Annotated in this window: 20 protein-coding genes; 10 read left to right on the forward strand and 10 right to left on the reverse strand. The window is 68.2% G+C overall.

The features are described from left to right. Positions 1-190 precede the first annotated feature (190 nt). The gene (locus CEK65_RS15920) at positions 191-724 is read right to left on the reverse strand and encodes a hypothetical protein (RefSeq protein WP_150409058.1); all 534 of its coding nucleotides are present in this window, start codon (positions 722-724) and stop codon (positions 191-193) included. Between the two features lie 142 nt (positions 725-866). Here CEK65_RS15920 and cysS point away from each other — a divergent pair, with 142 nt between their 5' ends. The 3 genes from cysS (at position 867) to CEK65_RS15935 (ending at position 4,176) form a co-directional block, all read left to right on the forward strand. Then, positions 867-2,282 (forward strand): cysteine--tRNA ligase, encoded by a 1,416-nt coding sequence (cysS, locus tag CEK65_RS15925; protein WP_193314811.1) that lies wholly within the window; start codon positions 867-869, stop codon positions 2,280-2,282. A 209-nt stretch (positions 2,283-2,491) separates the two neighbouring features. Further along, complete coding sequence (locus CEK65_RS15930) at positions 2,492-2,932, forward strand: SufE family protein (protein WP_152182310.1); 441 nt, start codon at positions 2,492-2,494, stop codon at positions 2,930-2,932. Next, complete coding sequence (locus CEK65_RS15935; protein ID WP_152182311.1) at positions 2,929-4,176, forward strand: MFS transporter; 1,248 nt, start codon at positions 2,929-2,931, stop codon at positions 4,174-4,176. Before CEK65_RS15930 ends, CEK65_RS15935 begins: the two co-directional genes overlap by 4 nt. Before the next feature lie 124 nt (positions 4,177-4,300). On the opposite strand, the gene CEK65_RS15940 is transcribed toward CEK65_RS15935, so the two are convergent. Then, positions 4,301-5,413, reverse strand: coding sequence for an alpha/beta hydrolase (locus CEK65_RS15940; RefSeq protein WP_153752624.1), 1,113 nt, complete (start codon positions 5,411-5,413; stop codon positions 4,301-4,303). Between the two features lie 583 nt (positions 5,414-5,996). On the opposite strand from CEK65_RS15940, the gene CEK65_RS15945 reads away from it, so the two are divergent. The 3 genes from CEK65_RS15945 to CEK65_RS15950 all read left to right on the forward strand — a co-directional run bounded on the left by CEK65_RS15945 (position 5,997) and on the right by CEK65_RS15950 (position 7,283). Beyond that, the gene (locus tag CEK65_RS15945; protein ID WP_226980602.1) at positions 5,997-6,419 is read left to right on the forward strand and encodes a hypothetical protein; all 423 of its coding nucleotides are present in this window, start codon (positions 5,997-5,999) and stop codon (positions 6,417-6,419) included. Further along, positions 6,416-6,541 (forward strand): hypothetical protein, encoded by a 126-nt coding sequence (locus CEK65_RS21310; protein ID WP_255424537.1) that lies wholly within the window; start codon positions 6,416-6,418, stop codon positions 6,539-6,541. The genes CEK65_RS15945 and CEK65_RS21310 overlap by 4 nt, the downstream gene beginning before the upstream one ends. Positions 6,542-6,608: 67 nt before the next feature. Next, a complete protein-coding gene (locus tag CEK65_RS15950) occupies positions 6,609-7,283 on the forward strand; it encodes a secreted signal peptide protein (RefSeq protein WP_152182312.1) in 675 nt (224 codons plus the stop codon). Between the two features lie 249 nt (positions 7,284-7,532). Here CEK65_RS15950 and dksA read toward each other — a convergent pair whose 3' ends face one another. Continuing rightward, positions 7,533-8,663, reverse strand: coding sequence for an RNA polymerase-binding protein DksA (dksA, locus tag CEK65_RS15955; RefSeq protein WP_152182313.1), 1,131 nt, complete (start codon positions 8,661-8,663; stop codon positions 7,533-7,535). A 114-nt stretch (positions 8,664-8,777) separates the two neighbouring features. Between dksA and yidD the strand changes: the two genes are divergently transcribed. The 3 genes from yidD to CEK65_RS15970 are packed head-to-tail and all read left to right on the forward strand — an operon-like array spanning position 8,778 to position 11,247. Then, positions 8,778-9,050: a membrane protein insertion efficiency factor YidD gene (gene yidD / locus CEK65_RS15960; protein ID WP_026144024.1), complete on the forward strand. Its 273-nt coding sequence runs from the start codon at positions 8,778-8,780 to the stop codon at positions 9,048-9,050. Beyond that, positions 9,050-10,384: a dihydroorotase gene (locus CEK65_RS15965; protein ID WP_017912512.1), complete on the forward strand. Its 1,335-nt coding sequence runs from the start codon at positions 9,050-9,052 to the stop codon at positions 10,382-10,384. Before yidD ends, CEK65_RS15965 begins: the two co-directional genes overlap by 1 nt. Next, positions 10,384-11,247: a M23 family metallopeptidase gene (locus CEK65_RS15970; RefSeq protein ID WP_152182314.1), complete on the forward strand. Its 864-nt coding sequence runs from the start codon at positions 10,384-10,386 to the stop codon at positions 11,245-11,247. The genes CEK65_RS15965 and CEK65_RS15970 overlap by 1 nt, the downstream gene beginning before the upstream one ends. 305 nt (positions 11,248-11,552) lie before the next feature. On the opposite strand, the gene CEK65_RS15975 is transcribed toward CEK65_RS15970, so the two are convergent. Continuing rightward, entirely contained in the window at positions 11,553-12,173 is a 621-nt protein-coding gene (locus tag CEK65_RS15975) for a hypothetical protein (protein WP_152182315.1), read from the reverse strand. 599 nt (positions 12,174-12,772) lie between these two features. Here CEK65_RS15975 and CEK65_RS15980 point away from each other — a divergent pair. After that, positions 12,773-13,936 carry a putative acyl-CoA thioester hydrolase gene (locus CEK65_RS15980; RefSeq protein WP_193314812.1) on the forward strand — a complete coding sequence of 388 codons (1,164 nt, stop codon included), beginning with the start codon at positions 12,773-12,775 and terminating at the stop codon, positions 13,934-13,936. A 202-nt stretch (positions 13,937-14,138) separates the two neighbouring features. On the opposite strand, the gene CEK65_RS15985 is transcribed toward CEK65_RS15980, so the two are convergent. The 6 genes from CEK65_RS15985 to efp form a co-directional block, all read right to left on the reverse strand. Beyond that, entirely contained in the window at positions 14,139-14,840 is a 702-nt protein-coding gene (locus tag CEK65_RS15985; protein WP_152182317.1) for a phytoene/squalene synthase family protein, read from the reverse strand. Between the two features lie 182 nt (positions 14,841-15,022). Next, a complete protein-coding gene (locus CEK65_RS15990) occupies positions 15,023-15,730 on the reverse strand; it encodes a phosphoglycolate phosphatase (protein ID WP_152182318.1) in 708 nt (235 codons plus the stop codon). Next, positions 15,720-16,457: a bifunctional 2-polyprenyl-6-hydroxyphenol methylase/3-demethylubiquinol 3-O-methyltransferase UbiG gene (ubiG, locus tag CEK65_RS15995; protein ID WP_152182319.1), complete on the reverse strand. Its 738-nt coding sequence runs from the start codon at positions 16,455-16,457 to the stop codon at positions 15,720-15,722. Before ubiG ends, CEK65_RS15990 begins: the two co-directional genes overlap by 11 nt. A 53-nt stretch (positions 16,458-16,510) precedes the next feature. After that, the gene (locus CEK65_RS16000) at positions 16,511-17,845 is read right to left on the reverse strand and encodes a TRZ/ATZ family hydrolase (protein WP_148829305.1); all 1,335 of its coding nucleotides are present in this window, start codon (positions 17,843-17,845) and stop codon (positions 16,511-16,513) included. Between the two features lie 25 nt (positions 17,846-17,870). Then, the gene (locus CEK65_RS16005; RefSeq protein WP_152182320.1) at positions 17,871-18,530 is read right to left on the reverse strand and encodes a TMEM175 family protein; all 660 of its coding nucleotides are present in this window, start codon (positions 18,528-18,530) and stop codon (positions 17,871-17,873) included. A 126-nt stretch (positions 18,531-18,656) separates the two neighbouring features. After that, positions 18,657-19,223 carry an elongation factor P gene (efp, locus tag CEK65_RS16010; RefSeq protein WP_010343528.1) on the reverse strand — a complete coding sequence of 189 codons (567 nt, stop codon included), beginning with the start codon at positions 19,221-19,223 and terminating at the stop codon, positions 18,657-18,659. Positions 19,224-19,349 lie beyond the last annotated feature (126 nt).

The following is a 19,349-nucleotide window of genomic DNA, read 5'->3' on the forward strand; positions in this document are numbered from 1 at the left end:
CGGGCTGGGTTTTCAGAACGAACGGCACGACGCTCCGGTTACCCAGCGAGAATGTGGGATTCCGGTCGACGCGCGCGCGACGTCATGCCCGAGGCCATGCGTGCGGCGCTGAGATCGTGCTGGGGCAGGTTCGCTTTCATCGGCGCGCATCCTCGCACGCGCACGCCACAGGCGCAAGCGCGCGCGGCGCTCAGCGCGGGGGCACCACCACCGCGTCGGGCACGTACGGCGCCACCGAGACGCGGATACGCAGGCGGTTGCCCGGATCCTCGGGCAGCCGCGAGCGGTACTTGGTGCCCTTGTAGACATAGTCCACGTCGTAGGCGATGGGCCGGCGGAACTCGCGGCCGACCTCGACCATCCGGCAGTTGCGTCCGCCCTGCGGCGCCGCGGCCGGCGCAGCCGTCTGCGGTGCCGGCTCCTCGTGGCGGCGGCTGAAGATGTCCTTCACCGAATCCATCAGCCGGTTCAAGCGGCTGTCGTCCTCGGCCGGCTTGGGCGCCGGCGCCGTCGGGGCCGGCGCGGGAGCCGGGTCGCATTGCTGCTCGGTGCGGGTGGCGCGCAGGGTCTGGTAGACCGGCTCCACGTTCAGCACCTGGGCGTAGTCCAGCTTGACGTTCTCGATCACCACCACCCGATTGCGCGCCTCGGAGTCCTGCGCCCAGGCCGGCGCGGCGGCGCAGGCAAGGATGCCGACCAGCGGCAACAACGGGTTCGGGCGCATCGGCAGCAGCTTCGCAAGGGCAGACCAATGAGTGTAGGCATGGCGGCTTGCGTCGGGCTGAACGCGAGCCGACAGGCGCGACGCGCGCCCGCCTGGCGACGGCTGCCGGTAGAATCGGACGGTTTCCCCACCGCCGATGCCGATGAGCCTGCGCCTGCACAACAACCTGACCCGCCGGGTCGACGCCTTCGAACCGCTCGATCCGGTGGCCGGCCCGACGCTCTACGTCTGCGGCCCCACCGTCTACAACTACGCGCACATCGGTAACGCCCGCGGCCCGGTGGTGTTCGACGTACTGGCGGCACTGCTGCGGCGCCGCTACGGCAAGCTGCGCTACGCCCGCAACATCACCGACGTGGACGACAAGATCAACGCCGCCGCACAGGCGCAGGGCGTGCCGATCTCGGCCATCACCGACCGCTTCGCGGCCATCTACCGCCAGGACATGGCCGCGCTGGGCGTGACCCCGCCGGACATCGAGCCGGCGGCCACCGCGCACATCCCGCACATCGTGGCGATGATCGAACGGCTGATCGCCGGCGGCCACGCCTATGCCGCCGAGGGCCACGTGCTGTTCGCGGTGGCCAGCTTCGCCGATTACGGCAAGCTGTCGCGGCGCGACCCGGAGGAGATGCTGGCCGGCGCCCGCGTCGAGGTCGCCCCGTACAAGCGCGACCCCGGCGACTTCGTGCTATGGAAGCCGTCAAGCGACGACCTGCCGGGCTGGGATTCGCCCTGGGGCCGCGGCCGCCCCGGCTGGCACATCGAGTGCTCGGCGATGGCCGCCGCGCACCTGGGCCAGACCATCGACATCCATGCCGGCGGCGTGGACCTGCAGTTCCCGCACCACGAGAACGAGATCGCGCAGAGCGAATGCGCCCACGGCGGCGCCACCTTCGCCCGCGTCTGGCTGCACAACGGCATGCTGACCTTCAGCGGCGCCAAGATGAGCAAGTCGCTGGGCAACATCGAAACCGTGCACGATCTGATCGAGCGGCATCCGCCCGAGGCGCTGCGCTGCGCACTGCTCAGTGCCCACTATCGGCAGCCGCTGGACTGGTCCGACGCCCTGATCCAGGCCCAGGTGGCCCGGCTCGACGGCCTGTACGGAACGCTGCGCGATCTGCAAGCCATCGACGCCGAGGCCGTCATTCCGGCCGAGATCGAAGAGGCCCTCGACGACGACCTCAATACGCCGCTGGCGCTGTCGGTGCTGTCGAGCCTGGCGACCCAGGCGCGACAGGCACTGCGCGAGGCGGCGCCGGCCGGCGCCCCCGACCCCGCCGATGCCACGCAACGTGCGGACACGCTGCGCCAGGCCAAGGGCCGTCTACTCGGCGCCGGCCTGGCCCTGGGCCTGCTGCAGCAGGATCCCCAGGTCTGGTTCCAGGGTGCCGGCAGCGACGACGACGCCCGCATCCAGGCGCTGATCGACGCCCGCAGCGATGCCAAGCAGGCCCGCGACTTCGCCCGCGCCGACGCCATCCGCCAGGAACTCGCCGACGCCGGCATTGTCCTGGAGGACACGCCACAGGGCGTACGCTGGAAGCGTGGGTAACCGAGCCCTCGTAGAAAAAGGGCGCACGGCTGTTCCCTTCTCCCTCCGGGAGAAGGTGCCCCGAAGGGGCGGATGAGGGTACGAGCGAAGCCTAGAGAGATGAGGCCGAGCGAATGGCATCGACAGTTCGCGAGGCTTCGCCCGCACCCTCACCCCAACCCCTCTCCCGGAGGGAGAGGGGCTTTACATCGCTTGATTCTGGATTGCTGATGACCGATACCGACTTTCCGCTCGAACCCACGCCCGCCGATGCCCAGGCCGCCATCGCCGAGGAGTTCGGCTTCTTCGGCGACTGGTCCGAGCGCTATCAGTACCTAATCGACCTGGGCCGCAAGCTATCTGCCTTCCCCGAGCACTGGAAGACCGAGGAGCACCGTCTGCACGGCTGCCAGTCGATGGTGTGGATCGTGCCCGAGGGCAATGCCGAGCGCCTGGTGTTCCATGCGATCAGCGACTCGGCGATCGTCTCCGGGCTGATCTATCTGGCGCTGCGGGTCTATTCCGGACGCAGCGCCGCGGACATCCTCGCCACCGCGCCGGACTTCGTCGCCGCCATCGGCCTGGGCAAACACCTGTCGCCGACCCGCAGCAACGGCCTGGCCGCGCTGCTGGCCTTCATCCAGGACACCGCACGCGCCCAGCAGGCATGAGCGCGCCGCTGCCCACCCCGCAGACCCTGCGCACGCTGCTGGCGCATCCCGGCTTCACCCTGGTGCTGGCCTACCGCATCCTGGCGATGCTGTCCTATCAGGTCGTCGCGGTCACGGTCGGCTGGCATATCTACGAGATCACCCGCGATCCATTCTCGCTGGGGCTGATCGGACTGGCCGAGATCCTGCCGTTCTTCTGCATCGCCCCGTTCGCCGGCTACCTGGTCGATCATCTGCCGCGCCGCTACCTGGGCATGCTCGCCAGCGTCGGCCTGGTCGCCACCGCCGCGATCCTGCTGGCGGTGAGCCGCGGCTGGCTGTCGGCGCAGGGCGTGTGGCCGATCTACGCGGCGATCGCCCTGACCGGCGCCGCGCGCGCCTTCCTGTCGCCGGTGTACAACGCGCTGTTCGCCCGCGTCCTGCCGCGCGAGGCCTATGCGCGCGGCGCCAGCGTCGGCAGCGTCGCGTTCCAGGCCGGCATGGTGATCGGCCCGGCGCTGGGCGGCCTGCTGGTCGGCTGGGGTGGCAAGAGCCTGGCCTACGGCACCGCCATCGGCGCCTCGAGCGCGGCGCTGCTGGCGCTGTGGCTGCTGCGCGTGTCCGAGCCGGTGCACGAAGGCCCGCGCGCACCGATCTTCCGCAGCATCGCCGAAGGCGCGCAGTTCGTGTTCTCCAACCAGATCATGCTCGGCGCGATGGCCCTGGACATGTTCTCGGTGCTGCTGGGCGGCGCGGTGTCGATGCTGCCAGCGTTCATCCACGACATCCTGCACTACGGCCCCGAGGGGCTGGGCATCCTGCGCGGGGCACCGGCGCTGGGTTCGATCCTGGTCGGCGTGTGGCTGGCACGGCACCCGCTGCAGCGCAATGCCGGGCGCGTGCTGCTGCTGGCAGTGGCCGGCTTCGGCCTGTGCACCATCGCCTTCGGCCTGTCGCGGCACTTCTGGCTGTCGGCGGCGATCCTGCTCGCCTACGGCATGTGCGACGGTGTCTCGGTGATCGTGCGTTCGACCATCCTGCAGTTGGCCACGCCGGACGCGATGCGCGGCCGCGTGTCCTCGATCAACGGCATCTTCATCGGCTCGTCGAACGAACTGGGCGCGTTCTACGACGGTGTCATGGCGCGGCTGATCGGGTTGGTGCCCGCCGTGGTACTTGGCGGCTGCGTGACCCTGGGCGTGGTCGGCGTCACCAGCTGGAAAGCGCCCAAGCTGCGCAATCTGGATCTGCGCGACCTGCAGTAGGGGTGACTGATGGCGAGTGTGGGTCGGACGCGAGACAGCCCGGCCCGGTCGTGCATCACGCATCCTGGCGCCGGCGCGTGCGCACCGCGCCAGTCATCCTTCCATTCGCCGCAAACGGCCGCGCTCAGCGCGCGGCGGTCGCCGCGCGCGCCTGCGCCTCGTCGTCGGCCCAGGCATGCGCGCAATCCGGCACGCCGGCCGGCTGCACCAGGCCGCCCTGCCCCGCCAGGAACCGGCAGGTGGCGGCGAACACCGCCGGCACGGCGTGCGAGCGGATCGGCGAAGCCAGCACGTGATTGTCCGCCCCAGGAAAGTCCACTGCCTGACGCAAGGCCGGTGGCGTTCCCAACTGCTTGAACATCGCCTGCAGCGCCGCCACCGACACCGTGCGGTCCTGGTGCTGCGGATCGCGATAGTAGTAGCCCAGGAACACCGGCACATGGATCCGCGCATAGGTCGCCGGCCGCATGCCGCCGCGGGTCAGCGCCGCCAGCGCGCGGTAGCCGTCCAGGTGCGTGGCGTCGGCCCAGTAGGCACTGTCGACCGGATAGCGCAGGATCGGATCGCCACCGTTGTGCGTCCACGCCAACAGTTGCGCGCCCCACGGCCACAACATCGGCTGCAGCTGATCGCCGTACTCGCGCACCAGCGGCGACCACAGCACCAGCGCCTGCACCTGGCGCGGATTCGCCGCCACCGCCTGCGTCGCCAGCGCACCGCCCATCGAATTGCCGATCACCACCACCCGGTCGCCCAGCACCCGGGTCACCGCCAGCGCCTCGGCCGCACCCGCGAGCAGGCGGCCGGCATCGACGCCGCGCAGCGCGTCGGCCGCGACCAGGCCGTGCCCGGGCAGGCGCGGCAGATACAGATTGCAGCCGAAGCTGCGCGCCAGCCGCACGTGGGTGGGCGCGCCCTCGCCCTGGCTGGCGGTGAAGCCATGCAGATAGACCATGGCGCACGCGCGTCGCCCGGGATGCGCCGGATCGGCCCAGACGATCCGCGCCTGGTTGTCCGGGCGCAGCCCCGGCGTGGCGCGCTCGCGCGCATCGATCCAGGCCTGCAGCGCCAGCGGATCCTGCGGCACCGCCGGCGCCGCCACCTGCGGCAAGGCCACGCTGACCCGCGGCCCCAGCGCAACGACCGCCAGCAGTGACAGGGCGATCAGGATCGGCCAGCGCCAACGACGGCGGGGTTTGCGCGCACCCGATCCGGCCACGTCGGCATGACCGTTCAAGCGCGACGCTCCGTTATCGAACTGAGTGAGGATACATAATGGAAATAATTTTCAAGCAGTGACATTGATTGTCGGCGGCGACATGGCGATATACCACAGTCGCCATTATGCGACACCGTCATGACAGGCGCATTTAAAGCCTTTCCAAAGCCACTCGCAGCACTGAAATTCCGATGACAAGCGACTGAATTTCATGACGTATTTTTTTCACCAACCAGTACCGGTAAAACGCATTTTGTAGACAAGATGGAAAGCCAGCAAACACAGAAAGGAAGGCGAAAGAAGGCCCCGAAATTATCTCCTCCGAATTAAGTTTCAGCCCGCTTCTAGAAAATGGACGCGCCTCGAAACGCGCGGCTCCCATATGAAACACGGATGGAATCAGCCGAATGGAACATTCGCTTTTTCGTGACGCGGCAGTGGACGCCCGAAGCCAGGCATGGCTGGAGACGGCGCCACTGGCAACGCCACTTTCGACTCGGGCGCGGAGTTGCATCGCACTAGGCACCGACGCCACCGACCCGGCAGACAACCACCTATTGAAGTTCTCCACATGAAAGTCTTTGGGTTACCGAGCATAGGCATGGCGTTGGCATTCGCCATTGCCGTGCCAGGATCGTTGCAGGCGAATCCAGCCTCTTCCCGCGCAGATGGAGAACAGGCGATCGCGTATGTGCTGAAGAACGACCTCGCACTGTCTAGGCTCTTCGGTAGTTGCCCCGCATTGAAATTTACCCGCACCGATGTCGAAGGGAATAACACCTTCCTGATCGAGGGCAACTGCGACATCAAGAACAACCCAGAGGAAGATGCGGACTGCCCCGCCTATCACATCCATGCACTGGGGACGATGGACACGCCGTCGCATTGGACGGTACGTCGCCTGGACCTGACCTTGGCGTGCTCCAGCGAAGAAGCGCCGAAGACGCAGCGGATGTATAACCGCCGCGTAGGCGCTTGCGGCGTCGCTGCAGGCGCAGTGGCGAAAATCCGACCTCGGAGATGATCACCACGATCACCACCAATTCGGGCCTGAATCCGTCCGATCAGTGGTCATCGTTGAGCAGCGACCAGCGCAACGCGTTCATCACCGCCTACGGGCACCGCGAAGGCTGGCACGGCAACTAACTCCTCCCGTGGCGAGGACGGGAGCGCTCCCGTTCTCGCCACGCATCATCCGTCACGGAGATTTCTCATGGCATCCCGGTTCTTCCCGCTGTTCGGCCTGCTCGCGCTGTGCATGGCCTACTCGCAGGCCCATGCCGCCGGCAGCGATGCGGCGGCCTGCACGCACGCGCTGCATCAGGCCCTTGCAGGCTCCGGCAGCGCGGCCACCCTGCCCACCCCGTGGGCGCGTCTCGGATCAGTCGCGCTCGGCATGCGCAAACAACAGGTGCTGGCCGCACTGGGCCAGCCGGACATCACCCGCAGCGATGCGGCACATCCGGACACGCTCAGTGTGGTGTATCTGTACCCGCGCGGGTTCAATGCGCTGCTGGCGCAACAACCGCGACCGGCGACCGCTCTCCGCTACAGCCAGTTGGCAGTGCGCTTTCGCAACGACCGGGTCACCAACCTGATCGCCTTCGCCACTCCAGATGCGCCGTTGCCGTTCGAGTTGCTCGGCCAGCCGGCCGGTACGCCCGTCGATCGGGTCTTGCAGGCCATCGGCGGGCAGCCGCAATGGAACGTCAGCCGCGACTACGTGCAGTTCGCCGCGATGCCACTGGGCCTGGAGGTCGATCCGGAGACGTCGACGATCGTCGGGCTGGACCTCGCAGCCACCAAGCAGGACCTGGACAGTTTCGCCCTGCCCGGCGTGCAACTGCGCAAGGACGCGCAAAGCGGCCTGATCAACGGCGTGCGCTGAAGGGCGCCGTCGTCCATGCCGGCATGGGCCCGCCTGCCAACGGAAGCCTGCCCACGCGGCCGCGAACGGCCGCGGCGGCTGGACGGGGGCTCGACTGCGCATCGCGCATCGATGGGCGGTCGTGCAGCAGGAGTGGCACCACCGCTACTCGCGGCAGCAGACGGCAGACGCTCGCCCTGACTGGAGGGCCGAAAACGCAAAGCCCCGCGCGAGCGGGGCCTTGCCTTGACACGTCGGGGCGGCGCGGACTCAGTCGCCCTGCTGCTTCTGCAGATGTTCCCAACGCTCCTGCGCGTCGATGGTGCGCTCGGCGGTCAGACGCGCTTCCAGGCGCTCCAGGCCGATTTCCTCACCCGTGTCCACGCAGTAGCCGTAGTCGCCGGCGTCCAGACGCTTGAGGGTACTGTCGATCTTGCCGATCAGCTTGCGGTAGCGGTCGCGGGTCCGCAGTTCCAGCGAGTTCTCGGTTTCGCGAGTGGCGCGCTCGGCTTCGTCGCCGATGTCGCGGACCTCGTCGCGCAGGTTCTCGATGGTCTGCTTGGATTCCTCGACCAGGTCGGCGCGCCAGGTGAGCAGGCGCTGGCGGAAGTACTCCTGCTGCAGCGCGCTCATGTACTCCTCGTCCGCCGCCGGCTTGTAGCCCTTGGGCAGGATCGGGCGGCCGGTGGCCTCGTCGGTCTTGTACTCGACCACCTTGTACTTGGCCGGCTTGGCCGGGGTGTTGGACTTGGCGGTCACGGCCACGGCGACCTTGCCGGTGGGCTTGGCGACCGGCGCCTTCGGGGTGGATTCGGACTTGGTGGGGGTTTTCGCGGAGGATTTCGAAACGGACACGGGATTCTTTTGTGGCGGGGTCGACGGCGCGACGGACTTGGCGGCAACGGGCTTGGAGGCCGGTGCTGCGGCAGGCGCGGCGGGCTTGACCGGGACAGGCTTGGCCGCAGCCGGCTTGGGCGCCGACTTCGGTACGGAGGTGGTCACCGCAGGTGCGGCAGAGGCGGTGGCCGGTTTGGATTTGGCGGGAGCGGCCGCGGGCTTGGCCACAGGCTTGGCCGCTGGCGTCTTCGCTGCCGGCTTGGCGGCGGGCGCTGGCTTGACGGCGGCCTTGGCCGGGGCGACCGGCTTGGCAGGCGCCGTCTTGGCCGGGGCCTTCTTGGCAGGAGCGGACTTGGCCGGCGCCGCAGCGACCGGCTTGGCCGCCGGCTTCTTGGCCACGACCTTGCTGGCCGGCTTGGCAGGCGCAGCCTTGGCTCCCGCCTTCGCAGGCGCGGCTTTCTTCAGTGGTTTGCTGGCGGCGGACACCGTCGCTTTCTTGGCGACGGGCTTGGCAGGCTTCTTGGCGGCCTGGACGGCCTTCTTTGCAGGTTTTTTAGCAGCCACGAACGCTCTTCCTTGGTCTTCCCGGGGCCCGGGAAAGCGGGCCTTTATAGCCTACCCTACCCCCCGCGGCAACAACGCGGCGTATACGCCGAGCGACCCGCCTAGTCCAGCACAGTGGCATATCATGGTGATGTGATCGCCCGCGCTCTCATCGCCCTGCTGCGCCTGTACCAGCGCTTCATCAGCCCGCTGCTGGGACCGCGCTGTCGTTTCGTGCCCAGTTGCTCGGCGTATGCGGTGACCGCCATCGCCCGTTTCGGCGCATTGCGCGGCGGCTGGATGGCCGCCCGCCGCGTCGGCCGCTGCCACCCCTTCCATCCTGGCGGGTTCGACCCGGTGCCCGACCCCACGGCGCCGCCACCCTGCCGCTGCCAAGGAAAACACTGATGTCCGCTTCCACACTGATCGTCAACGCGCGCCTGGTCAACGAAGGCCGCGAAACCCAGGGCGATCTGCGCATCGCCGACGGCCGCATCGCCGCGATCGCCCCGCAGCTGGCCGCGCGCGAGGGCGAGACCGTGGTCGATGCCGCCGGGCGCTGGCTGCTGCCCGGCATGATCGACGACCAGGTGCACTTCCGCGAACCCGGCCTGACCCACAAGGGCGACATCGCCACCGAATCGGCCGCGGCGGTGGCCGGCGGCCTGACCAGCTTCATGGACATGCCCAACACCAACCCGCCCACGCTCGACGCCGCCGCGCTGCAGGCCAAGTACGACGCCGCGCGCGGCCGCGCCTGGGGCAACTACGGCTTCTACCTGGGCGCCAGCAACGACAACCTGGCCGCGATCCAGACCCTGGACCCGAAGACCGCGCCCGGCATCAAGGTGTTCATGGGCGCCTCCACCGGCAACATGCTGGTCGACAACCCGCAGACCCTGGACGCGATCTTCCGCGACGCACCGACGCCGATCATCACCCACTGCGAAGACACCCCGACCATCGACGCGACCCTGGCTGCGTTCAAGGAAAAGTATGGCGAGGCGCTGACCCCGGACATGCACCCGGACATCCGCTCGCGCGAGGCCTGCCTGAAGTCCTCGCAGCTGGCGGTGTCGCTGGCGAAGAAGCACGGCACCCGCCTGCACGTGCTGCACATCTCCACCGCCGACGAGCTGGCGCTGTTCACCCCCGGCCCGATCCAGGGCAAGCGCATCACCGCCGAGACCTGCATCCATTTTCTGCGCTTCGACCGCGCCGACTACGCCACGCTCGGCAACCTGATCAAGTGCAACCCGGCGATCAAGGACGCCAGCGACCGCGAGGCGCTGATCCGCGCGATCGCCGAGGACGTGATCGACGTGCTCGCCACCGACCACGCCCCGCACACCTGGGAAGAGAAGAGCAAGCCATACGCGCAGGCGCCGTCGGGCCTGCCGCTGGTGCAGTACGCGCTGGTCGCGGCGCTGGAGTTGGTCCACGAGGGCCGGCTCAGCGTGGCCCAGGTGGTGCACAAGTTCGCGCACGCGCCGGCGCTGCTGTTCGACGTGCACGAACGCGGCTTCCTGCGCGAGGGCTACCACGCCGACCTGGTGCTGATCGACGACACCGCGTTCACCGTGCGCCGCGAGGACGTGCTGTCCAAGTGCGGCTGGTCGCCGTTCGAGGGCCGCAGCTTCCGCTCCAGGATCGCCGCGACCTGGGTCAACGGCGTGCTGGCCTGGGACGGCACCCGCCTGGTCGGCACCCCCAACGGGCAGCGCCTGGCGTTCGACCGCTGATGCGCGGCGCCCTGGTGTCCGGCGCCGCATTGGCGCTGGTCCTGCTGACTGCACCGCTCGCCCCTGCGCTGCACGCACAGACGCCGGCCGCAGCCGGTGCCCAGGCGCGCAGCGTGTTCCCGCGCAGCGCCTCGCAGGGCGCGCTGGTGATCGGCAAGGTCGCGCCCGGCAGCCGCGTGCAGTACGCCGGACGCACCCTGCGGGTCAGCGACTACGGCAGCGTGGTGTTCGGCATCGGCCGCGACGAGCGCGGTCCGCTGCGCATCGCCGTGCAGCGCCCGGATGGCGGGACCGAGACGGTCGAGATCGCGGTGACGCCGCGCGACTGGCCGCTGGAACAGGTCAACGGGGTGCCGCCGAAGACGGTGAACCCGCCGCCGGCGATCGCCGAGCGGATCAAGCGCGAACAGGCCCAGGTCACTGCCGCACGCGACCGCGACGACCCGCGCACCGATTTCGCCGCGCCCTTCATCTGGCCGGTGCAGGGCCGCATCAGCGGCCGCTTCGGCAACGCCCGGGTCTACAACGGCCAGCCCGGCGCCGGGCATTCGGGCATGGACATCGCCGTGCCCACCGGCACCCCGGTCAAGGCCCCGGCCGCCGGCGTGATCACCTTCGCGGCCCCCGACCTTTACCTCACCGGCGGCACCGTGCTGCTGGATCACGGCTATGGCGTCAGTTCCAACTTCCTGCATTTGTCGCGAATCGACGTGAAGGTCGGCGACCGCATCGCTCAGGGTCAGGTCATCGGCGCGGTCGGCGCCACCGGGCGTGCGACCGGGCCGCATCTGCATTGGGGGATGAATTGGTTCGATGTGCGCATCGATCCGTTGTTGGTGCTGGAGCGGACAAAGCAGCCGTAAAGCGCTGGTGGGTCAGGTTCACTGACGCGCGGCGGCGCGTTCATCATCTGGGTGGCCGATGCGTTCGCCTGGCGCGGTTCGACGCAAGCATCGATCCCTTGCTTGATGCTGAAACGCGCGCAAAAGCAGCGAAACGCGAGCTAGTCAGGGCTTGCCGTCGCTCCGCGATAGATTCCTATGACCTCATCAACAACGACGGATAAGGAACGCTCCCGAACCGGAGCATCCTAAGTCACGAGGCCCACCTGCACAGCACACGACCAACCCTGAGCAACCATTCAAACCAAGCACACCGCCATACCCGATCAGCGAAGGGACTTCCTCTTACGCCCAAGCAAATCGAGGATTCCAACGACGCACATGGTCGCAAGCCCGTCCCCTTGCGGATACCCAGGATTCAATCTCCTGAACTCCAAGGCATAAGGATCCCTCTCGGCATCTGGTATGAAATCGATCGCCTCGCGCAGGATCACGCCGAGATTCCTGACAGTACAGCTATCGGCATCCCATTTTTCCTTGTAAACCTCGGAAAAGATCGCGCTCATCAGAGCTTTCATGTCAGGAGGCGTCGTCACAAAAGGGCTTGGCCAAGCATTCCTCAACCTTCCGACGAAAGACCTGTAGCCACGCCAATTTCCGAATACGGCGCAAAACACCACACTTGAAAAAGGACTCTTTGCTTTTTCAATAAAGTAATTGTAGATCGTATATTTTCGTATCAAGTCGCGACCACGAGCCACTGGATCGAACACCGTGCCTGGAATAATTACAACATAGCTCTTGCCATTCACCTCCAGCCGCTTGATGACCAGGGTTCCAATAGCGACAATAGCCCCACCCTTATCCCGCCCTATGACAACTTTCTGCAATTTTCGCAAAGACTGCAATATATCTTTCCTTGACCGCCTCAAGTCGTACTTTTTCATGAAATCGCAGTAACCGAGAATCTCCGCCCTATTTAAATCCTTTATTTTCTTTGTTTCAAGCTTTAACCGCATAAAATCCCCATCGAAGTTCAGCGCGATGCAACATCGACCAGAAACACGTACCGGTGCGGAGCCCTATTTGATTAGACGCGCATCACATCCAGGCAACATTCAAGCAGCAGTCGGAACGAAGCTTTAGGCATGTAGCTTCCCACAGATTGCATCATGTGGCTGGTTGCAACGAACCGCATGCCGGTCGCCTCGGCAGTCGAATTGCCCCTTTTGGAGCCATAGGTCGTTTGCTCGCGCAGAAAGGCGATACAGCGCATATCCGAAGACATACCAACAGGGTTCCGCCCTGCCCAACTTGCCTTGCCTTTGAATCAAACTCGGCCAGCACACCGATCGTGATGGAGACCCACAGATCGATAACTGCGCGTCCCCTGAGGCGTCACAGACGACCAATCGCTGTCTAGGATAGCTCCGCAGCATCGCCATGGGCGCCGCCGTGCAGAAAATTGATACCGGTGTCATACCCGTTGTGAGCGGCTTCACCTATAAACCCAGGGAATCCTATCGTCATGACTAATGTGCTATGGATGAAGAGCTTGGCGACGCTGGCGCTGGCGGCCGGGGTCGTCACCGATGCGCCGGCGCTGACCGGCACTGCGTCGCGCCCGCAACTGACCAGCAGCGAGGCGGCCAACCAGACCGTCGCCCGCCACCTGGCCCAGGCCGGACCGATCGGCGCGCTGGTTACCGACAACTGGGATCCGAGCGCCGGCGTCGCGCTGCTGCAGGCCGACTACGCGGTCGCCGCCGACGGCAGCACCCGCTACCGCACCGTGCAGGCCGCGGTGGACGCCGCGGTCGCCGCCGGCGGCAGCATGCGCCGCTATATCAGCGTGGCGCCCGGCACCTACACCGAAGTGGTGTGCGTGCCCGCGGCGGCGCCGCCGCTCACGCTGTTCGGCCTCGGCGGCAGCCCGGCCAGCACCACGATCCGTTTCGGCAACGCCAACCCCACCCCGAAACCCACCGGCAGCGCCACCCATCCCTGCGCCAGCAACGCCGCCAGCAGCACCGTCGGCACCTCCGACAGCGGCACCGTCACCGTGCGCGCGGCGCAGTTCCAGGCGCGCAACCTGGCGATCGTCAACAGCTACGTCGAGGGCACCTACAGCGGCAGCAACCAGTCGGCGGTGGCGCTGGCGTTGCGCGGCGACAAGGCGGTGCTGGAGAACGTGGTGCTGACCAGCAACCAGGACACCCTGCTGGTCAGCGCCGGCAGCGCCAACACGGTGATCCGCGCCTATTTCAAGGGCGGCACCATCGAGGGCGACACCGACTTCATCTTCGGCTCGGGCGTGGCGGTGTTCGCCGGCAGCACCATCCGCTACACCGCCGCGCGCCGCGGCGCCAACGATGGCGGGGTGATCTTCGCGCCCAGCACCCGCCCGGGCAGCAGCTACGGCTTCCTGGCGATCGGCAGCACCTTCGATGCGGTCGGCAATCCGGGCAGAGGCACGGTGTGGCTGGGCCGGGCCTGGGACGAGAGCGTGGGCAGCCTGTCCAACTACGTCGACGGCACCTCGCCCAACGGCAAGGTGGTGATCCGCGACTCGACGCTGGGCGGGCACATCCGCAAGAGCGCGCCGTGGAACGCCTCGACCATCGGCCGTCCGTACTGCAGCAGCAACTGCAGCACCTCGGCCAATCGCTTCTACGAGTACGCCAACAGCGGCGCCGGCAGCGCGCCCTGAAGCCAGGCGGCGGTGCGGGTGGGGCGTGTCGTCCTGCCCGCGCATGCCGCGTCGCGGTTGCGCGTACCTGTTGCGAGGACGCGCGAGGACGTGGACGTCCGTCCAGATCTGAGCGATGACACCGCGACGCGCGCGCGCAACCGCGGCCCTTCGGGTTGGGCCTGGCAGGCCAGCCCGACGTCGTCGAAGAGTATTGGTCGCTCTAGCCCAGCCCGGCCCACCAGGCGCGCCACAGCGTCGCCATCTGTCCCGGCGGCCTGGGCATGGCCGCCTGCTGCACCATCCGCGCACGCGCCAACGCCGACAGGATGCGCCGCGGACGCGGCCCGCGCACGCGGCGCGGCCACGGCTTCAGCAATGCCTGCGCCCAGCGCTGGCGCTGCTGCGCCTCATCGCCGCCGCGCAGCGCCAGCGGCGCGGTGGCGGCGCCGCCCTCGACCAGGCGCTGCGCCAGCACCTGCAGCGCGACCGGCACCGCGGCACCCTCGGCCGGGGTTTCGAACAACGCGCGCTCGACCGCGACCACCGCCTGCGCGAACGGCTCCAGCCGCTCCAGCGCATGCGCGGTGTCGGCCGCGGCCGCGCGCGACTGCGGCAGGCTCGGCAAGGCCTCGGCCAGTTGTGTCCACGGCGCCGCCACCGGCTCCAGCACCCGGCCCAGCGGATGCCGCGAACGCTGCCCGGCCCAACTGCGCAGTTCCTCGCCCCACCACGCCAGCTTGGCGTCAGCCGGCAGCGGGTCGCCGGCGATGTTGAGGATGTCGTCGAACTCCTGCAGCAGGGCGAACCAGGCCACGGTGCGGGCGCGCTGCGGCGCCGGCACGAAGGCCTCGGCCACGGCCCATTCCGGCCAGCGGCGGCGCCATTTGTCGAGGAAGGCATCCAGGGCGGACGAACTGCTCATGCGATCGGTGAATCCGGAGTCAGGCGCGCGCGCCGACGGCATCGCGCAATGGGAGAACGAGCGCGGCTGCCGCGCAGAACGCGCAGTGTACGTGCGCGACCGGTGGATGCCGAGCGGCGTCGGCGTGCAGGGCGCGACACCGCGGTCGCAGCATCGCCGCGAACGCGGCGACAGCACCGGTTTCAGGACGCGGCTGCGCTGACCGGCCAGGCCGCGGCGTCGTACAACTCGGCCGGCGCCGCGACCATCGCGTCGGCGCGCCAGGCCAGCGGATCGTCCTCGTCCAGCCGGTAACCCCACAGCACCGCCACCGAGGCCATGCCGGCGGCGCGCGCGGCGAGGATGTCGCGTTCGTCGTCGCCGACGTAGACCACTTCCTGCGGCGCCACGCCCAGGCGCTGCGCGGCGACCTGCAGCGGCAGCGGATGCGGCTTGCGCTCGGGCAGCGTATCGCCGCCGATCAGCACCGCGCAGCGCTGCTCCCACTGCAACTGCGGCAGGATCAACCGCGCCAGCGCCTCGGGCTTGTTGGTGACGATGCCCCACACGCTGCCGGCCTCTTCCAGGCGTTGCAGCAGTTCCGGGATGCCGTCGAACGGCTGCGAATGGCGGCCGATCAGTGCCTCGTAGTGGCGCAGGAATGCCGGAATCAGCGCATCGCGCTGCGCGGCGGGCAGATCCGGGAAGGCGACCCCGAGCATCGCCCGCGAGCCCTTGGACACCACCGGCCGCAACTGCGCCAGGGTCAACGCCGCACGGCCATGCTCAGCCAGCAACGCATTGGCCGCGGCCAGCAGATCCGGCGCACTGTCCAGCAACGTGCCATCCAGATCGAACAGCACCACCCGCGGATAACCCCGCTGCGGCAGCGGCGCTTCCCTATTCCCCATTCCCGATTCCCGGCTTTGCAGCACACGCCAGGTAATTGACCTCGGTGCGCGAGGACAGCCGCGCGCGGTTGCGCCACGGCTCGTAGGCCAGGCCGCTGACGTCGCGCAGCTGCAGCTCGGCCTGGCGCAACCACGCGGCCAGTTCCGCCGGCTTGATGAAATCCTGGTAGCGGTGGGTGCCGGTGGGCAGCAGCCGCGCCACGTACTCGGCACCGACGATGGCCAGGGCGAACGCGGCCGGGGTGCGGTTGAGGGTGGACAGGAACAGCTGTCCGCCCGGCTTGAGCAGGGTCGCGCAGGCGCGCACGATCGCCGCCGGATCGGGCACGTGCTCGAGCATCTCCATGCAGGTAATGGCGTCGAAGCTGCCCGGTTGTGCGGCCGCCAGGTCCTCGACCGACTGCACGCGGTAGTCGACCTCGACCCCGGATTCGAACTGGTGCAGGCGCGCGACCTTGATCAGTTCCGGCGACAGGTCGATGGCGGTGACCTGCGCGCCCTCCTTGGCCAACGCCTCGCTGAGCAGGCCGCCGCCGCACCCCACGTCCAGCACCGCCGCCCCGCGCAGCGGCAGGCGCTCGGCGACGTAGCGCAGACGCACAGGATTGAGCGCATGCAGCGGCTTCTGCGGGCCGTCGGCATCCCACCAGCGGGTGGCCAGGGCGCCGAACTTGTCCAGTTCGGCCTGATCGAAATTGGCGGAGGCGTTGGCGGCGGAAGCGGTCATGGCGAACTCTCGTTGGGGCCGCGCGCGCGGGGCGGCACGGCGAACATAGCGGATCAGGCGTGGATGCTGCGGATACGTTCGCGCCATTCGCGCGCATTGGCGACCAGCGCATCGACATCCATGTCCACCAGCACGCGCTGGCTCAGCTTGGGCTGGCCGGCGATCCACACGTCGCTGACCTGCTGCCGGCCGGTGGCGTACACCAGTTGCGACAGCACGTTGTGCAGCGGCTGAGTCTCCAGCGCCGACAGGTCCACGCAGATCAGATCGGCCTGCTTGCCCGGCTCGATCGAGCCGATCGTCTCGCCGAAGCCCAGCGCGCGCGCGCCGCCCAGGGTGGCCGCGCGCAGCGTGCTGGCCGCGTCCAGCGCGGTGGCGTCGTTGGCCACGGCCTTGGCCAGGATCGCCGCGGTGCGGTTCTCGCTGAACATGTCCAGGTCGTTGTTGCTGGCGCAGCCGTCGGTGCCGATCGCCAGGTTCACCCCTGCCCGCTGCAGCGCGCAGGCCGGGCAGAACCCGGACGCGAGCTTGAGGTTGGACTCGGGGCAATGCACCACGCTGACCCCGCGCTCGGCGCACAGGTGGATCTCGGCGTCGGTGAGCTGGGTCATGTGCACCGCGATCAGGCGGTCGTTGACCAGGCCCAGACGGTCCAGCCGCGCCAGCGGGCGCTGCCCGTACTGCTTGAGCGAGTCGGCGATTTCCTGCGCGGTCTCGTGGGTGTGCAGGTGCACCGGCACCTCGAGTTGGTCGGACAGCATCCGCACCCGCTCGAAGTTGGCGTCGTTGACCGTGTACGGCGCATGCGGGGCGAAGGCGATGCCGACCAGCGGATCGTCGCGCCACTGGTCGTGCACCTCGCAGGCGCGGGCGAAGTACTCGTCCGAGGTCTTGGCCCAGGCGGTCGGGAAATCGATGATCACCGTGCCGACCCGCGCGCGGAAGCCGTGCTGCTTGTACACCGCGGCCTGCACGTCGGCGAAGAAGTAGTTCTCGTTGGCGCAGGTGGTGCCGCCGCGCAGCATCTCGGCGATCGCCAGCGCGGTGCCGTCGGCGACGAACTCCGGGCCGATCACCGCGGTTTCCACCGGCCAGATGTGCTGCTGCAGCCACACCATCAGCGGCAGGTCGTCGGCGATGCCGCGCAGCAGGGTCATCGGATTGTGCGTATGCGCGTTGACCAGGCCCGGCAGCAGCGCCGCGTCCGGGCGCGAGACGGTGCGCGCGGGAGCGAAGCGCGTGCGCGCCTCGGCAGTCGGCAGCACCGCCACGATCTCGCTGCCGCGCACCGCCACCGCGTGGTCTTCCAGCACCACCGCATGCGGTTCGATCGGGACCACGTAGCCGGCTTCGATCAGCAGGTCGCAGGATTCGGGTATGGAGGTCATCGCAGGGACTCTGGAAAAGGGAGGGTCACGGTGCCGGTGCCGCCTGGGCCTGGCGGATGCGCCGCTGGTACACGCGCACCACCCCCCACTGCAGCAGGAAGACCGCCAGGAAGCCGAAGCGGCCCAGCCACGGTGCCACCATGCCCACGGGGATGCATAACGCGAACACCACCGGCGAGACCGCCGCGCGCAGCTTCATCGCCTGCGCCTGCAGCGGGCCCAGCCGCTGCGCCAGGCCTTCCTTGCGCACCGCATAGGCATGCAGCCAGTACCCGGCCAGGCCGATCGCCGCCAGATGCGCGCAGTACACCGAGAACGCCTCGTGGCTGCCGAAATAGTCCGAGTACAGCGCGGTGGAGAACGGCAGCAGGCCGATCAGCAGCAACTGCAGCACGTTGAGCCAGATCAGCCGGTCGTCGAACTGGCGGATGTGCCGGCACAGCTGCAGGTGCGACTTCCAGAACAGCGCGGTGACCAGGAAGCTGACCGCAAAGCCGATGAACAGCGGCAGCATCCGGTGCAGGGCGGCGAGGATGCCGCCGACCGCCGCGACCTCGGCGTGTCCGGGCACCTTGATTTCCACCGCCAGCAGGGTGATGGCGATGGCGAAGACCGCATCGCTGAAGAACACGACGCGGTCGTGCGGGTACTTGCTGTCGGCGCTGTCGGCGTGGCTGGTGGTCACGGGCGTTTCCTGGGAGCGAGGTGGTCCATCACCGCCGCACGGCGATCCGGCGCATGGCGCTGCCTGGCCGCCGCACGCCAGCGCGTGCGCATGCCCGCGGCCGGCTGCGGCCGCGGGCATGCCGACTTACTTGACGCGCGAAACGTACTCGCCCGAACGCGTATCGACGCGGATCACTTCTTCCTGGCCGACGAACAGCGGCACGCGCACCACCGCACCGGTCTCCAGGGTCGCCGGCTTGCCGCCACCGCCGGAAGTGTCGCCGCGCACGCCCGGGTCGGTCTCGACGATCTTCAGTTCGACGAAGTTCGGCGGGGTGACCTGGATCGGCGTGCCGTTCCACAGCGTCACCACGCAATCCTCCTCGCCCTTGATCCACTTGGCGGCGTCGCCGACGCCGGCCTTGTCGGCCTGCACTTGCTCGAAGGTTTCCTGCTGCATGAAGTGCCAGTACTCGCCGTCGCTGTACAGGTACTGCATGTCGGTGTCGACCACGTCGGCCGCTTCCACGCTGTCGGTCGCCTTCATGGTCATTTCGACCACGCGCCCGGACTTGATGAAGCGGTACTTGACGCGGGTGAACGCCTGGCCCTTGCCGGGCTTGACGTATTCGGTATCGGTGATGATCGCAGGCTCGCTGTTGACCAGGATCTTCATCCCGTTCTTGACGTCGTTCATGCCGTAGCTGGCCATCTGAAACTCCTCGGGTAAGGCAAACCCGCCGCGTTCGGCGGCCGGCCGGATAGAATGGAAGCTCCGCCGCAACGGCGGGCGCTCGTGTGATGACCGCCTATGATAACCGCAGCCAAGAAGGCCGAC

Origin of the sequence: Xanthomonas sp. LMG 12459 (assembly GCF_009192905.1) — a bacterium.
GTDB lineage: Bacteria > Pseudomonadota > Gammaproteobacteria > Xanthomonadales > Xanthomonadaceae > Xanthomonas_A > Xanthomonas_A sontii.